Genomic DNA, 13,970 nt, shown 5'->3' with positions numbered 1-13,970 from the left:
ACAAAATGGCGGCTCGGCTCCAACGGGGCGTCGGAACTCGTGTCGATGATTGGAATGGTGCTCGTCACCCACGGCCTGCTCGCGACGGAATTCAAAGCCGCGCTGGAGCACGTCGTCGGGCCGCAAGAGCAGCTCGAGACGATCACCATCGGCCCCGAGGACGACATGGAGGTCCGTCGCAAGGACATCATGTCGGCGGTGTGCCGGGTGAATTCCGGCGAGGGCGTGGTCGTGCTGACAGACATGTTCGGGGGTACGCCCTCGAACCTTGCCCTCTCCTGCATGAACGGCGGCTCGGTCGAGGTCGTCGCCGGCATCAACCTGCCGATGCTGATCAAGCTCGCCAGCGTCCGCGACGAGGAGAGCCTCGGCGAGGCGGTCCTCCACGCCCAGGAGGCGGGGCGCAAGTACATCAACGTCGCCTCGCGGGTCCTGGCCGGCAAGTAGCGGCAGGCGGCCGGGGCGGGTTTTCCCCACGGGCCGTGACGTCCCAGACATGACGTCCTAGAACGGTACGGCCGCCGCGCGCGAAGGCGGCACCGTTTCCGGGAGACGCCATGAACCAGGCCGTGAACGACGCGCGGCTGTCGCTCGACCACGTACCGGTCGAGGACCTCGACGCCGCCATCCGCGTGTTTCGCCGGCTGCCGCTGGAACTCCTGGGCTTCCTGATCCTGCTGCCGGTCGTCGGCGTCGGCCTGTCCCGGCTCGGCACGGCGCTCTCGCCGCCCTATGGCCTCTACGTCTTCGGCCAGACCCTCACGACCTGGGGCCTCCTGGCGATGCTCGTCCTGCTGTACGGGCTGCTCCGCCGGCGGGGGCGACAGGTCGGACACCTCCTGAACGATCCTGACATCCTGGCGTCCCCGGTGGCGAGCCTGCCGTCGATGCCCGGCGTGATCGCCGGGCGGGCCCGGGCGCTCGGCATGGAATGGAGCGGCTTCTACGGGCCGCTCCGCCCGCGCCGGACGTAGGACCGTCGAGATCCCGGATCCTCGCCGGGCCGGTTGTGCGCCCTAGCTTTCTGCGTCGGCCCGGTTACCCTGGTGGAGCCGACTTCCTCAACACGCGCGAGAGCCGGACGACGGGCCTGTGAGCCGGTCCCACCGGTTCCGAGCAGGTGCCCCGATCGATGACGCCCTTTGCCGACACAGACGACGAGGACGGCGAGCTGCCGCCGGTTCCCGAGGGCGCCAGCGCCCGCGACCTTCCCATCATCAACCGACGCGGCCTGCACGCCAGGGCCTCCGCCAAGTTCGTCCAGACGGTCGAGAAATTCGGCTCCGACGTGACGGTGAGCCGGGGCGGCGAGACCGTGGGCGGGCGCTCGATCATGGGCCTGCTCACCCTCGGCGCCGCGCAGGGCACCAGCATCCGGGTGACCGCCCTCGGGCCCGACCAGGATTCCTGCATGGAGGCGATCACCGCCCTCCTCGCCAACCGGTTCGGCGAGGACGAGTAGCGGGGGGCTCGTCCGGTCAGGCGCGCAGGCGCAGCAGCCGGCGAAGATCCGTCCGCTCCCGCGGCGCCCGGACGGCGCCGGCCCGCTCCACCGTCACCACCGCCTCGACGCGGGCCGGTGCCGGAGCCTGCGACGGCACTTGCGCGAGGCACAGGCCGGCCTGGCGCCAGATCGTGTCGTGCCGTCCGGTCGCGAGGTGGATCGCAGCCGCCACCACCTCGCCGTCGCGCCGCACGAGATCGACGCAGGCTTGCCCGCGGTGGGCGAAGCGCCGGGTCACCACCCGGAAGGCCGTGGCCGTCGCCGGGTCGGCGAGCAGGCTGTCCGCGCCGCGCCGGGCGTCGAGGACCAGGAAATGCTCGACGGCATCGCGCAGCCGCGCCGTGTCGCGCACCCGCTCCAGGGAGGTCCGTCCGGCCGGCAGGGTCAGGGGCGCCGGCGCCACCTCGGGCGCGGCGGCCTGCTCGGCGAGCGCGAGATGCCGCCCGGTGCCGCCCGCCGCCGCGCCGAGGGCGACAGCCAGGGCCGAATCGGGCCGCAGGTCCGGCCACAGCAGGTCGACGAGGCGCAGCGGCGACCCGCGCAGGTGGTCGAGGGCGGTCCGCAGCACCGCGCTGGCATGGTCGGCGTCGATCGCCGCCTCGGCGGTGCCGGCGAGCGGCAGGCGCCAGAGCCGGGCGCGGCCGGCGAGCGCCTGGCGCGCCGGCAGCCGGAGCGGCAGCGCCCCGCGCAGGATCGGGGCCCGCGCCCCGTCCTGCCAGACCAGCAGCACCGCGAGCGTCTGCCCGTCGGCGAGGTGCTGGGCCATCGTCAGGGCGAAATCGGGATCGGCGTAGACGCTGGGCTCGAGCGCCCGCGCCATCAGGCTGCGCCAGGCTTCGACCTCCGGCTCCCGCAGGGAGGCGGGATGGCGCAGCTCCGCCCGCAGGGTCACCGCACCGGTCAGCCCGCCCTGGATCAGCGTGAAGGAAGTGTTCATCGCGGCCTCGTTCCGGATCAACCCGTCCCGAAACGGGACGATGGCGCCGCCCCTGCGGCCGTGCCGGACACCCCGTTTCAAGACCCGTGCCGGGGCCGGCCCTACCCGCCGGGGATCGCCAGCGGATTGTCGATCAGCGCGGCGGCGTCCGGCGCGTCCACGGCGGGCCGGCCCAGGAACGCGTCCCACAGCCGGCGCACGAAGGCCGGGTCGAGGTCGCGCACGATCAGGACCAGCCGCGAGCGGGTGTCGCCGTCCGGCCAGGCCGGCAGCACCGCGGGGGTGTGGACGACGTGCTGCACCCCGTGCACCACCACCGGCCGCCCCGGATCGTCGGCCAGCGCCACCAGCCCCTTGAACCGCAGGAGCTTCGGCCCGTGGGCGGAGCGCAGGAGGTCGAGGAACATCTCGAACGCGGCGCGGGGCACCGGCGCGTCGCTCACCAGATGGAAGGCCCGGATCGCCGCGTCGTGCCGGTTGACGTCGTGGTGGTGATGCCCGTGATGATGGTGGTCGTGGACCTCGGCGCCGAGCCAGTCCCGCACGTCGGCGACCTTGCCGTCGAGGTCGAACAGGCCACCGAGGAATTCGTCCGGCGGCGCGTCCGGCGCCAGGATCCGCGCGCCCGGGTTGATCGTCGACAGGCGCGTGCGCAGGGCCTGCGCCTCGGCGCCCGGCAGCTCGGCCTTCGTCAGCACCAGCCGGTCCGCCACCGCGACCTGGCGCAGGGCCTCCGGATGGGCGTCGAGGGTGCCCGCGCCGTTGACCGCGTCCACCACCGTGACCACGCCTTGCAGCGCGTACCGCATCGCCACGTAGGGATGGTACAGGATCGCGTGCAGGATCGGCGCCGGGTCGGCGAGGCCGGTGGTCTCGATCACCACCCGGCGGAACGGCTGGATGCGGCCGTTGTCGCGCTTGCGCAGCAGGTCCTCGAGAGTCGCGATCAGGTCGCCCCGCACGGTGCAGCACAGGCAGCCGGCGCCGAGCAGGATCATGCCCTCGTCCACGGTCTCGATCAGCAGGTGGTCGAGCCCGACCTCGCCGAACTCGTTGACGATCACCACGGTGTCGGCGAGCTCGGGTGCCCGCAGCAGCCGGTTGAGCAGGGTGGTCTTCCCGGCGCCGAGGAAGCCGGTGAGGATCGTGAGCGGGATCGGCGTCGGGCGGCCGGGGGCGTCGGTCATGAGGTGCGGTCTCGGCTGAGGTCGTGGGGGGCGTTTCGCCCTGCAGATGGGGAGCGGGATGGCCATGCGGGATGGGTGGGCCGCCTGTCGAGGGCCGGCGGCCGTCAGCCCCGGCCACGCGGTCGGAGCCGCACGCCCCTCACGGGAGGTCGCGCCGCATCAGCGCGTAGGGCTCGTCCCGGTACGCGAACCGCTCGACCGTCCGCCATCCGAGCCGGGCGTAGAGCGGCTCGGCGGTGCGGGTGTAGAGCCACAGCGTCGCGACACCCGACGCCGCCGCCTCGGCCTCGATCGCGGCGACGAGCCGGGCGGCGTGGCCGCGGCCGCGAGCGTGGGGCGGAACGTAGACGCCGGCGAGCCAGGGGGTCAGATCGGGCCGCGGGTCGAGGTCGTGGGCGACCAGGCTCGCCATGCCGACGGGCTCGCCGCCGGCGAGCAGGACCAGCGTGCGGGGCATCGGGCCCGGTCCGGCGGCGGTCGCGGCCTCGGCGGCGGCCACCTCGGACAGGCTGCGGCCTCGCGCAAAGGCCTCCCGGCGCCAGCGCGCGGTGACGGCGGCGAGGTCGGGCCGCTCGGACGTGGCGACGATCATCGGGGTCGCCGGTACGCGGGCTCGCTCCACGGCGCGAGCCAAGGTCGGAGGCCGCCCGATGCCAGCCTTTGATTCAATGCCGGCCTTGGCCTCAATGCCAGCCTTGGCCGAAGCGGCCGGTCGAATGCAGCAGGGTATGCCCGCAATCGAGGCAGAGGTAGCGGGTCTCGACGCCGCCGCCGAAGGCTTCGACCACCGGCGTCGAGGCCACCACCATCAGGCGGGCATGGGGCCGCTCCTGCCAATGCGCGCGCATCTGGCCGCAGCAGGCGCGGCAGGCCGCGTCGTCCTCGCTCATCCGCGGTGGCCCGGGACGGGCCTGGAAACTCTGCTGGGCCATGAAGGTCTGACGGGCCATGACGTTCTGCCGAGCCGTGCGGCGTCGGCCTCGTGCGGGGTTGCCGCATCCGGAAACGATCCCGGCGAGAATCGCCCGTCGGCCCCGCGGGATCGGCAAGATCGGGACCAGCAGGCCGGGCGGGCGAGGGATCGTCCGCACGACGGGACCGCGGCGCGGCTCCGCCGCCGGTCCATGACGGCCGAGCCTCACGGGGATCGCCGCAACAGCCCGGACGATAGCATTGTTTCGCAGGATTGCGGCAAGACCTTGCGGCAGACCGTGCGGTCTCACCCCGGCGCTCATTCCGCCCGCGTCACCGCCGACGCGGCGCGGGCGGGCCTGTCGCGGAACCTCGACAGGAGGCCCCGGTTGTCCCGCGTGCCGGAGGGCCCGCCCTCCATCGGAATCCTGTCGCGGGAGGGGCCGTGAGGCGTCGCCGGATCGCCGTCTGGCTGGGAGCGGCGGTCCTCGCCGGGGTCGCGGGCTTCGGGATCGCCGCGTGGCGTTCCGCCATCGCGCCGGGCGGTCCCGCCGCGGACGAGGTCGCGGCCGAGCCGGTGCGCCGCGGCGCGGTCCTCGCCGCGCTGGGTTACTGCGCCTCGTGCCATACGGCGGAGGGAGGCCGGCCCTACGCGGGCGGCCGCGGGGTCGCGACGCCGTTCGGCACGATCTATTCCACCAACATCACGCCCGATCCCGAGACCGGGCTCGGCCGCTACACGCTCGCCGCCTTCGCCCGGGCGATGCGCGAGGGGGTCGACCGCGAGGGGCGCCACCTCTACCCGGCCTTTCCCTACACCCACTATGCCGGCCTGACCGACGACGACATCGCCGCCCTCTATGCCTTCACGATGACCCGGGAGCCGGTGAGGCAGGCGGCGACGCCGAACGCGCTGCCGGCGCCGTTGTCGTGGCGCCCGCTGATCGCCGGCTGGAAGCTGCTGTTCGCGCAGGCTCCGGCGATCCCGGCCGACCCGCGCCGCTCGCCGGACTGGAACCGCGGCGCCTACCTCGCCGAGGCGCTGAGCCATTGCGGCGCCTGTCACAGCCCGCGCAACCTGCTGGGCGCAGAGATCCGCTCGAAGGCCTATGCGGGCGGCGAGGCCGACGGCTGGTGGGTTCCGCCGCTGGACCGCTCGTCGCCCTCGCCGCTCGCCTGGAGCGAGGCCGACCTCGCCCGCTACCTCGCCGAGTGGGATCCGCAGCACGGCGGGGCCGCCGGCCCGATGCGCCCGGTGGTCGACGCGCACCGCACCGTGCCGGCGGGCGAGATCCGGGCCATCGCCGCCTACGTGGCGACGCTCTACGGCCCGGGCGCCGCCGGCAGCCGCACCGGCCCGGTCGACCGGGCGGTTTCGGGCGACGATCCGGCGCTCGCCCGCGGGGCGGCGACCTATGCCGGCGCCTGCGCGACCTGCCACGAGAGCGGCGGCGGGGCGGCGGGCGGGGTGCCCTACACCACGCCCTCGCTCGGCCACCGCACCACCCTGCGGGCGCCCGACCCGCGCAACCTGATCCTGGTGCTGCGCGACGGGATCGCCCCGCGGGACCACGTGCCGGGCCCGATCATGCCGGCCTACGGGACGATGCTGACGCCGTCCCAGACGACGGACCTCGCGGCCTACCTGCGCGCCCGCTTCAGCCCGGACGGGCCGTGGCCCGACCTCGACGGGACGGTGCGCCGGCTGATGGGCGGGACGACCCGATCCGGCGCCCGGGCGGAGGCGACACGGTGAGGAGGAGACGCCGATGCCGACCCTGACGGTGAACGGCCGGGCCCGGACGGTGGCGGCCGAGCCCGACACCCCGCTTCTCTACGTCCTGCGCGACGAGCTGGGGCTGAACGGCGCCAAGTTCGGCTGCGGGCTCGGCCAGTGCGGCGCCTGCACGGTGGAGGTCGAGGGCCGGGCGGTCCTGTCCTGCCTCACCCCGATCGGCGTGCTGGAGGGGCGTCCCGTCACCACCGTCGAGGGCCTGGGCTCGCCCGAGGCGCCGGGCCCGCTCCAGGCCGCCTTCATCGCCGAGAACGCGGCGCAGTGCGGCTACTGCATCGCCGGCATGGTGATGCGGGCCCACGCCCTGCTGCGCGAAAACCCGCATCCGGGCGAGGACGAGATCCGGGCCGCCCTGCGGCTCAACCTTTGCCGCTGCGGAACGCACATGCGGATCCTCGCCGCGGTGCGGCGGGCCGCCGGGCGGCCCAGCCCGGCCGCGGGAGGCGGGTCGTGACCGCGCTCACCCGCCGGGCGCTGCTCGTCGGCGGCGCGCTCCTCGTCGGGATCGGCCCGGCCCGGGCGGCGCTGCCCGGCAGCCTCGCCGAGGCGCCGCGGATCGATGCCTGGATCCGCCTCGATCCGGACGGCAGCGTCACGGTGCTCACCGGCAAGGCCGAACTCGGCCAGGGGATCAAGACGGCGCTGATCCAGGTCGCCGCGGAGGAGCTCGGCCTCGATCCGGCGGTCCTGCGCCTGATCACCGCCGACACCGAGCTGACCCCCGACGAGGGCTACACCGCCGGCAGCCACTCGATGCAGGATTCCGCCACCGCGATCCGGCTCGCCGCCGCCGCCGCGCGGGCGCTGCTCGTCCAGGCGGCCGCGCTCCGGCTCGGTGCACGGGCGGAAACGCTGAGCGTGGCCGACGGCGCGGTCGCGGCGCCGGACGGGCGCCGGCTGCACTTTGCGGAACTCGCCGCCGAAATCGACCTCGACGCACCGGTGCCCGAGGCGACGGCCCTGCGTGAACCCGGCACCCGCACCCTCGTCGGCCGGCCGCTGCCTCGGGTCGACATCCCCGCCAAGGTCGCGGGCGGGCCGGCCTACGTTCAGGACATCCGCGCGCCGGGGATGGTGCATGCCCGGATCGTACGCCCGCCCCGCCCGGGCGCCCGCCTCGTCGCCCTCGAGACCGAGGCCGTGGCAGCCCGGCCCGGGGTGATCCGGGTCCACCGCGACGGGGACTTTCTGGCGGTGGTGGCCGAGCGGGAATATGCCGCCGTCACGGCGATGCGGGCGCTCGCCGCGCACGCGGTCTGGCAGGGCGGCACCCCCGTGCCGGAGCCCGATGCGCTGTTTGCCGACCTCGCCGGGCGGGAGGCGAAGCGCACGATCATCCACGAGGCCGGCGCCGGAACGCCGGTGCCGGCGGGGCGCACGATCACCGCGCAGTACCGCCGACGCTACCAGATGCACGGCTCGATCGGCCCGTCCTGCGCGGTGGCGGAGTTCGACGGCACGCGCCTCACCGTCTGGTCGCATGCGCAAGGGATGTTCCCCCTGCGCAAGGCGCTGGCCGAGATGTTGGCGCTGCCCGAAGTCCAGGTGCGCTGCATCCACGTCGAGGGCTCGGGCTGCTACGGCCATAACGGCGCCGACGATGCGGCGGGCGACGCGGCGTTGCTGGCCCACGCCCTGCTTGGCCGGCCGGTGCGGGTGCAGTACACCCGCGAGCAGGAGCACCTGTGGGAGCCCTATGGCGGCGCGATGATGACCCAGGTCTCCGCCGTGCTGGGGCCGGACGGGCGCATCGCCGACTGGGACTACGCGGTGCGCAGCCCGACCCACCTCACCCGCCCGCCTGGTGCCGGCCAGCTGCTCTCGGCCCGGATGCTGGAGAGTCCGTTCCCGGCCCCGCCTCCGAAGGCGCTGCCGCAGCCCGAGGGCGGCGGCGACCGCAACGCCATCCCGCTCTACCGCTTCGCCCGGGCCCGGGTGGCGCACGATTTCGTCGCCGCGATGCCGCTCAGGGTCTCGGCCCTGCGCAGCCTCGGCGCATACATGAACGTGTTCTCGATCGAGAGCCTGATGGACGAGGCCGCGGAGGCGGCGGGCGCCGATCCGGTCGCCTTCCGGCTCGCCCATCTCGACGATCCCCGTGCCCGCGCCGTCATCGAGGCGACGGCCGCGCGGTTCGGCTGGGGGGCGGCGCTGCCGAAGGGCCGCGGCGCCGGCTTCGCCTTCGCCCGCTACAAGAACCTCGCCGGGTACTGCGCCGTCGCCGTCGAGGTGGCGGTGGAGCGCGAGAGCGGCCGGGTCCGGCTGGTGCGGGCGCAGGCGGCGCTCGATGCCGGCGAGATCGTCAACCCCCACGGGCTTCGCGACCAGATCGAGGGCGGGATCATCCAGGCGATGAGCTGGAGCCTGTTCGAGGCGGTGGCGCACGACGCCACGGGCCCGACGAGCCGCGACTGGAGCACCTACCCGATCGCCCGCTTCCCGGACATTCCCGAGCGCCTCGACGTCCACCTGATCGACCGACCGGGCGCGCCGTTCCTCGGGGCCGGCGAGGTCGCCCAGGGCCCGACTGCCGCAGCCCTCGCCAACGCGATCCGGCAGGCCGCGAGCGTGCGCCTGCGCGAATTGCCGATGCGGCCGGAGCTGGTGAAGGCGGCAATCGGGGTGTGAGACCGCCGCGTCGTCGAGCGACCCGTTCGAGGGCGCAGGGCAAGCCCAAACGGGCGTCGGCGCCGAGGCACGGTGGAATAAAATGGCCGGCCCGTCGCGCGGGCCGGCCTTCGTCCATCCTAAGCAGACTTGCGTTGGCAGGCCAACGCTTCGCCCGCTCAGGTTCCTGTTTTGTAGCAGATGTTCGGCGCCGAACCGGTCACCACTTCGGCGAAATCTGCTTAGCGCTGCGGGTCGATCAGCGGCGACCAAGTCGGGTCGGAGGCGTAGGACGGGGTCGGGACCGGCTGCTCGACCTTGCCGGTGATGTCGACCATGTAGAGCTTGCCGCCGGCCTGGCCGCCGGGATCGCGGAAGAAGATCAGGTACTGGCCGTTCGGCGCCCAGGTCGGGCCCTCGTTGTGGAAGCCCTCGGTCAGCACCCGCTCGCCGGTGCCGTCCGGCTTCATGACGCAGATCGCGAACGAGCCCTTCCGCTGGCGGGTGAAGGCGATGTAGTCGCCCCGCGGCGACCAGGCCGGCTGCGAGGCCGAGCCGTCGCCGAAGGTCAGGCGGCGCGGGTTCGAGCCGTCGGCGCCCATGACGTAGACCTGCTGCTGGCCGCCGCGGTCGGACTCGAACACGATCTCGCGCCCGTCCGGCGAGAAGGACGGCGAGGTGTCGATGGCGTTGGCGTTGGTGATCCGGGTCTGCGCCTTGGAGGCGAGGTCCATCACGTAGATGCTGGCATTGCCGCCGTCCTGGTCGCTCATCACCAGGCGCCGCCCGTCCGGCGAGAAGCGCGGGCTGGTGCTCATCTCGGCATTGGTGGGGATCACCTGGCGGGCGCCGGTCGAGAGGTTGATCACCTGCACCCGCGGCTGCTGGCCGGTGACCTGGGCCATGTAGGTGATGTCCTGGGTCGAGGGCGAGTAGCGCGGCGCCACCACCGAGGCCTCGCCGCTCGTCAGGTAGCGCACGTTGGCGCCGTCCTGGTCCATGATGGCGAGGCGTTTGCGCCGATGCTCCTTCGAGCCCGACTCGTCGACGAAGGCGACGCGGGTGTCGAAGAAGCCGCCGATGCCGGTGATCTTGGTGTAGACCGCATCCGAGATCAGGTGGCCCATCCGGCGGGCGTTGGCGCCGTCGCCCGCATATTGCTGGCCGACCATCTGCTGGCCCGACAGCACGTCCCAGAGCCGGAACTCGGCCTTGAGCTTGCCGGTGCCGTCACGGGTGACCCGGCCCGTCACGAGGCCCTGCACGCCGATGTCCTTCCAGGCGGAAAAGTTCGGCGCGGCGTCGAAGTTCGGGCTCTCGGGGAAGCGGCCCTTCTCGACCGGCGTGAAGTAGCCCGAGCGCTTCAGGTTGTTGGTCACGATGCCCGAGAGCGTCGGGCCGAGGCTCGGATCGCCGGAAAAGTCCGCGATGGCGATCGGCATCGGCTGGAAGGCGCCGCCGGGGCCGATGCGCAGGTTGAGCTGGGCCTGGGCCGGCGTGGCGAAGCCGGGCATCAGGCCGGCGGCGAGGCACAGCCACAGGAGCGCGGCGAGCGCGGGACGCAGTCGCGAGGGGGAGTGCATGCAGGGGACGTCCGTCGTGTGGTGAGGCAGGCGGCCGGTGGGATCTTCAAGCCCGCGGCAGCTCGAACTCCGCGTTGATGACCCGCCAGTCGTTGTAGAACGGCGCGAACTGGGCCGGGATGCGGAAGGGCGCGCAGCGCCGCACCGCCCGCACCGCGGCCTCGGCGATCGACCGGTCGACCGCGCTGCCGCCGGCGCGCAGGATGCGCGGATCGGTGGTGAGCGAGCCGTCCGGATTCAGGCGGATGTCGAGCTGGGGCAGCACGATGCCCTGCGCGGCGCCGGGCGGGGCCGAGTAGCAGCGCTCGATCTGCTGCTGCAGCAGGCCGACCAGGGCATCGCGCTGACTCGGGTTGAGCCGCTGCGAGGTGCCGGTGGCGGCGCCGAGCGCCGCCGTCCGCTGGACCTCGCGGCCGGTGGCCCCGGTCGATTGCGACGGCCCGTGCGATGCCAGCATGTCGCGGATCGAGCCCGAATTGAACTTGGCGGCGAGCTCGGCCTGGCGCTTGGCCTTGGCCTCCGCGGCGGCCTTGGCACGGGCATCCGCCACCGCCTTGGCTTTTGCCGCGGCCTCGGCCTTCGCCTTGGCTTCCGCGGCGGCGTGGGCCTTCGCTTCGGCTTCCGCCTTGGCCTCCGCCTTCGCCTCGGCTTCGGCCTGGGCCTTCGCTTCCGCCTCGGCCTTCGCCTCGGCACGGGCCTTCGCTTCCGCCTTGGCCTTGGCGTCGGCGACCGCCTTGGCCTTCGCCTCGGCTTCGGCCTGGGCTTTCGCCTCCGCTTCCGCCTTGGCTTCGGCCTTGGCCTTCGCGTCGGCCTCGGCGCGGGCCTTGGCTTCCGCCTTCGCCTTCGCGGCGGCCTTCTCGGCGGCGGCCTTCTCGGCGGCGGCCTTCTCGGCCGCCTTGGCCTCGGCCAGTTCCTCGCGCCGGATCGCCTCGGCCTCGGCCTTCTCGGCGGCCGCCTTCTCCGCGGCGGCCTTGGCGGCGGTCGCGGCGGCCTTCTCGGCCGCAGCCTTTGCAGCTTCCTTGGCAGCCTCCTTGGCGGCGGCTTTCGCGGCTTCCTTTGCTGCCTCCTTGGCGGCCTCCTTGGCCTCGCGCTCGGCTTCCGCCTTGGCCTCGCGCGCCTCGGCGTCGGCCTTTGCCTTCGCGGCGGCAGCCTTCTCGGCATCGGCCTTGGCGGTGTCGGGGCGGGCCGGCGGCATCGGGGCGGGCTCGGGCTGCTCGAGGGCCGGGCGCAGGGGCGGCGCCGGCATCTCCTCGGCGTTGGCGACCTTCATCTCGGGCGGGCGCGTCGGCGGGGTCGGCACGTCGGCCTTGGCCTCGCCGGGATCGTTGTCGCGCTGCTTGTCGGCGGCGCGGTCGGCCCGCGGGCTCTTGGCCGGGGCGTCGCCGTCGCGCTGGCCCTTGGTCAGCTCCGAGAACTGGTTCTCGGTGATGACCTCGACCGGCACGCCCTCCTCGGCCTGCGGCAGCACGTGCGAGGCGGCGGCGAACAGCGCCAGCCCGATCAGCACCACGTGCGCGCCGGCCGACACCCAGACGCCGGGCTCGGACCTGTCGAAGGGAAACACCACGGCGGACCCCGTCCTGCTATCGCTGGTCGGGCTCGGTCACGAGGGCGACCTTCTTGAAGCCGCCGCCCGTCACGATCGCCATCACCTGGGCGACGCGGCCGTAATCGACCCGCTTGTCGCCGCGCACGAAGACCCGCTCCTCGAACCCGTCCTTGGCGGTGGCCGAGAGCTTGGCGACGATGGTGTCGTCGGTCAGTTCGTCCTCGCCCAGGAAGACCTGGCCGGTCTGGCGGATCGACAGGGTGACGGGCTTCGAATCCTGGTTGAGCGGCGCGGCCTTGGTCTGCGGCAGGTCCAGGGGCACGCCCACCGTCATCATCGGCGCCGCCACCATGAAGATGATCAGGAGCACCAGCACGACGTCGATGAACGGCGTCATGTTGATCTCGTTGATCGCGCCGCCGCCCCGCCGGCCGCGCCGACGGCGCCCGCCGCCCTGGGCCGCTCCGGTGGCCATGCTCATTGGGTTCGATCCCTGTCCGAGAGGGGGGACGCGCGCCGGCTCAGGCCGCCAGCGCCATGCGCTCGTCGATCTGCCGCGACAGGATCGCCGAGAACTCGTCGGCGAAGCCCTCGAGGCGCCCCTGCGCCTTGGCGACCGAGGCCTGGAGCTTGTTGTAGGCGAGCACCGCGGGGATCGCCGCGAACAGGCCGATCGCGGTGGCGAACAAGGCCTCGGCGATGCCCGGCGCCACGACCGCGAGCGAGGTGTTCTTCGAGGCCGCGATCGACGTGAAGGCGGTCATGATGCCGAACACCGTGCCGAACAGGCCGATATACGGGCCCGCCGATCCGATCGAGGCCAGGAACAGCAGGCGCGATTCCAGCCGCTCGACCTCGCGCTGGATCGTCACGTCGAGCACCTTGTCGATGCGCTGGCCGAGGCTGCGGATCGAGCGGCCGGAGCCCTCGTAGGACCGGCGCCACTCGCGCATCGCGGCGACGAACAGGGCGGCGAGCCCGCTCGCCGGCTTGTCGTTGTAGGCGCGGTAGAGCTCCTCCAGCGGCCGGCCGGACCAGAACTCCTCCTCGAAGGCGTCCATCTCCGCCTTGGTGCGGCGAAACAGCAGCGTCTTGTCGACGATGATCGACCAGCACCAGATCGAGGAGCCGAGGAGGCCGAGCATCACCACCTTGACGACGAAGTGAGCCTGCCAGAACAGGCCGAACATCGTGATCTCGGCCACGGGCATCGCCTGGGCGGCGTCGGCGGGATTCATGCGGCTTTCCTCGCGTCGCGGGCCGAGGAACGGACCGCTGGCACTCCAACCGGGATCGGGGCTTGTCGTATCGTGTCTCGATCGCGCCCGAATCTGTCGAAAGTATGGGCCGCGCCCTGCGACGGAGCGCTCGCCCGCCGCGAGTTAAGCCCCCGGCAGGGTTAAGGAATGGTGAGCGGAGTCCGCAGGTGTCGTCTCAGCGCCGGCCGAGGCGCCGCCGCAGGGCCTCCGGCAGGCGCACCGCCCGGCCGTCGCGCACGCAGGCCACCACCACCTCGGCCCGCACCAGCACCTCGTCGCCGCGGCGCACCTCCTGGTCGAGATGCATCGAGGCGCCGCGCAGCTCGCGGGTGGCGGTGAGCACCGTGAGCGCGTCGTCCATGAGGGCGGGCTTGAGGTAGTCGAGGGTCATGCGCCGCACCACGAAGACGAGGCCGTCCGCCTCCCGGTGCAGCTCCGACTGGTCGCCGGCGAGCCCGCGCAAGAGTTCGGTCCGCCCCCGCTCCATGAAGCGCAGGTAGCTCGCATGGTAGACGAAGCCGGAGAAATCCGTGTCCTCGTAGTAGACGCGCACCGGAAGGGCGTGGGCGTCCGGGGGCAGGGTTTCGGTCACGCGGCGATCATCCTTCTTGCTCAACGTGTGCTCCCCTTGCGAGGG

Annotated in this window: 15 protein-coding genes; 6 read left to right on the top strand and 9 right to left on the bottom strand. The window is 73.3% G+C overall.

From position 1 onward, the window contains the following. The first annotated feature begins 45 nt into the window (after nt 1-45). The 3 genes from HPY23_RS04895 (at nt 46) to HPY23_RS04885 (ending at nt 1,462) form a co-directional block, all read left to right on the top strand. The gene (locus tag HPY23_RS04895) at nt 46-447 is read left to right on the top strand and encodes a PTS sugar transporter subunit IIA (protein WP_048430373.1); all 402 of its coding nucleotides are present in this window, start codon (nt 46-48) and stop codon (nt 445-447) included. 110 nt (nt 448-557) lie between these two features. Next, nucleotides 558-974 (top strand): hypothetical protein, encoded by a 417-nt coding sequence (locus HPY23_RS04890; protein ID WP_091886210.1) that lies wholly within the window; start codon nt 558-560, stop codon nt 972-974. A 158-nt stretch (nt 975-1,132) separates the two neighbouring features. Continuing rightward, nucleotides 1,133-1,462, top strand: coding sequence for an HPr family phosphocarrier protein (locus tag HPY23_RS04885; RefSeq protein ID WP_060845639.1), 330 nt, complete (start codon nt 1,133-1,135; stop codon nt 1,460-1,462). Nucleotides 1,463-1,478: 16 nt separating this feature from the next. On the opposite strand, the gene HPY23_RS04880 is transcribed toward HPY23_RS04885, so the two are convergent. The 4 genes from HPY23_RS04880 to HPY23_RS04865 all read right to left on the bottom strand — a co-directional run bounded on the left by HPY23_RS04880 (nt 1,479) and on the right by HPY23_RS04865 (nt 4,578). Continuing rightward, on the bottom strand, nt 1,479-2,441 hold the full coding sequence (locus tag HPY23_RS04880; protein ID WP_063919993.1) for a GNAT family N-acetyltransferase: 963 nt from the start codon (nt 2,439-2,441) through the stop codon (nt 1,479-1,481). 101 nt (nt 2,442-2,542) lie between these two features. After that, the gene (locus HPY23_RS04875; RefSeq protein ID WP_091886207.1) at nt 2,543-3,628 is read right to left on the bottom strand and encodes a CobW family GTP-binding protein; all 1,086 of its coding nucleotides are present in this window, start codon (nt 3,626-3,628) and stop codon (nt 2,543-2,545) included. Between the two features lie 139 nt (nt 3,629-3,767). Then, on the bottom strand, nt 3,768-4,220 hold the full coding sequence (locus HPY23_RS04870) for a GNAT family N-acetyltransferase (protein WP_091886204.1): 453 nt from the start codon (nt 4,218-4,220) through the stop codon (nt 3,768-3,770). 91 nt (nt 4,221-4,311) lie between these two features. After that, entirely contained in the window at nt 4,312-4,578 is a 267-nt protein-coding gene (locus HPY23_RS04865; RefSeq protein ID WP_236012975.1) for a hypothetical protein, read from the bottom strand. A gap of 407 nt (nt 4,579-4,985) precedes the next feature. On the opposite strand from HPY23_RS04865, the gene HPY23_RS04860 reads away from it, so the two are divergent. The 3 genes from HPY23_RS04860 to HPY23_RS04850 are packed head-to-tail and all read left to right on the top strand — an operon-like array spanning nt 4,986 to nt 8,963. After that, a complete protein-coding gene (locus HPY23_RS04860) occupies nt 4,986-6,296 on the top strand; it encodes a cytochrome c (protein ID WP_244537571.1) in 1,311 nt (436 codons plus the stop codon). A 13-nt stretch (nt 6,297-6,309) separates the two neighbouring features. After that, nucleotides 6,310-6,789: a (2Fe-2S)-binding protein gene (locus tag HPY23_RS04855; protein ID WP_091886197.1), complete on the top strand. Its 480-nt coding sequence runs from the start codon at nt 6,310-6,312 to the stop codon at nt 6,787-6,789. Continuing rightward, nucleotides 6,786-8,963: a xanthine dehydrogenase family protein molybdopterin-binding subunit gene (locus HPY23_RS04850; protein ID WP_091886193.1), complete on the top strand. Its 2,178-nt coding sequence runs from the start codon at nt 6,786-6,788 to the stop codon at nt 8,961-8,963. Before HPY23_RS04855 ends, HPY23_RS04850 begins: the two co-directional genes overlap by 4 nt. 221 nt (nt 8,964-9,184) lie before the next feature. On the opposite strand, the gene tolB is transcribed toward HPY23_RS04850, so the two are convergent. The 5 genes from tolB to ybgC form a co-directional block, all read right to left on the bottom strand. Continuing rightward, nucleotides 9,185-10,525, bottom strand: a complete 1,341-nt coding sequence (gene tolB, locus HPY23_RS04845; protein ID WP_091886188.1) for a Tol-Pal system beta propeller repeat protein TolB — start codon at nt 10,523-10,525, stop codon at nt 9,185-9,187. Nucleotides 10,526-10,571: 46 nt separating this feature from the next. Beyond that, on the bottom strand, nt 10,572-12,089 hold the full coding sequence (gene tolA, locus HPY23_RS04840; RefSeq protein ID WP_091886323.1) for a cell envelope integrity protein TolA: 1,518 nt from the start codon (nt 12,087-12,089) through the stop codon (nt 10,572-10,574). 19 nt (nt 12,090-12,108) lie between these two features. Continuing rightward, nucleotides 12,109-12,555: an ExbD/TolR family protein gene (locus HPY23_RS04835; RefSeq protein ID WP_060845632.1), complete on the bottom strand. Its 447-nt coding sequence runs from the start codon at nt 12,553-12,555 to the stop codon at nt 12,109-12,111. A gap of 40 nt (nt 12,556-12,595) precedes the next feature. Next, nucleotides 12,596-13,312 carry a protein TolQ gene (gene tolQ / locus HPY23_RS04830; protein WP_048426904.1) on the bottom strand — a complete coding sequence of 239 codons (717 nt, stop codon included), beginning with the start codon at nt 13,310-13,312 and terminating at the stop codon, nt 12,596-12,598. 196 nt (nt 13,313-13,508) lie between these two features. Next, nucleotides 13,509-13,925 (bottom strand): tol-pal system-associated acyl-CoA thioesterase, encoded by a 417-nt coding sequence (gene ybgC, locus HPY23_RS04825; protein ID WP_091753548.1) that lies wholly within the window; start codon nt 13,923-13,925, stop codon nt 13,509-13,511. Nucleotides 13,926-13,970 lie beyond the last annotated feature (45 nt).

This window comes from Methylobacterium ajmalii (assembly GCF_016613415.1).
Lineage (GTDB): Bacteria > Pseudomonadota > Alphaproteobacteria > Rhizobiales > Beijerinckiaceae > Methylobacterium > Methylobacterium ajmalii.
This window is presented reverse-complemented; position numbering and strand designations above follow the sequence as displayed.

Bases quoted from the DNA above. Each gene is read 5' to 3' on its own strand.
- HPY23_RS04890 (WP_091886210.1), top strand. From the start codon at position 558: ATGAACCAGGCCGTGAACGACGCGCGGCTGTCGCTCGACCACGTACCG.
- HPY23_RS04885 (WP_060845639.1), top strand. From the start codon at position 1,133: ATGACGCCCTTTGCCGACACAGACGACGAGGACGGCGAGCTGCCGCCG.
- HPY23_RS04870 (WP_091886204.1), bottom strand. From the start codon at position 4,220: ATGATCGTCGCCACGTCCGAGCGGCCCGACCTCGCCGCCGTCACCGCG.
- HPY23_RS04895 (WP_048430373.1), top strand. From the start codon at position 46: ATGATTGGAATGGTGCTCGTCACCCACGGCCTGCTCGCGACGGAATTC.
- HPY23_RS04835 (WP_060845632.1), bottom strand. From the start codon at position 12,555: ATGAGCATGGCCACCGGAGCGGCCCAGGGCGGCGGGCGCCGTCGGCGC.
- HPY23_RS04880 (WP_063919993.1), bottom strand. From the start codon at position 2,441: ATGAACACTTCCTTCACGCTGATCCAGGGCGGGCTGACCGGTGCGGTG.
- tolB (WP_091886188.1), bottom strand. From the start codon at position 10,525: ATGCACTCCCCCTCGCGACTGCGTCCCGCGCTCGCCGCGCTCCTGTGG.
- HPY23_RS04855 (WP_091886197.1), top strand. From the start codon at position 6,310: ATGCCGACCCTGACGGTGAACGGCCGGGCCCGGACGGTGGCGGCCGAG.
- HPY23_RS04865 (WP_236012975.1), bottom strand. From the start codon at position 4,578: ATGGCCCGTCAGACCTTCATGGCCCAGCAGAGTTTCCAGGCCCGTCCC.
- tolQ (WP_048426904.1), bottom strand. From the start codon at position 13,312: ATGAATCCCGCCGACGCCGCCCAGGCGATGCCCGTGGCCGAGATCACG.
- HPY23_RS04875 (WP_091886207.1), bottom strand. From the start codon at position 3,628: ATGACCGACGCCCCCGGCCGCCCGACGCCGATCCCGCTCACGATCCTC.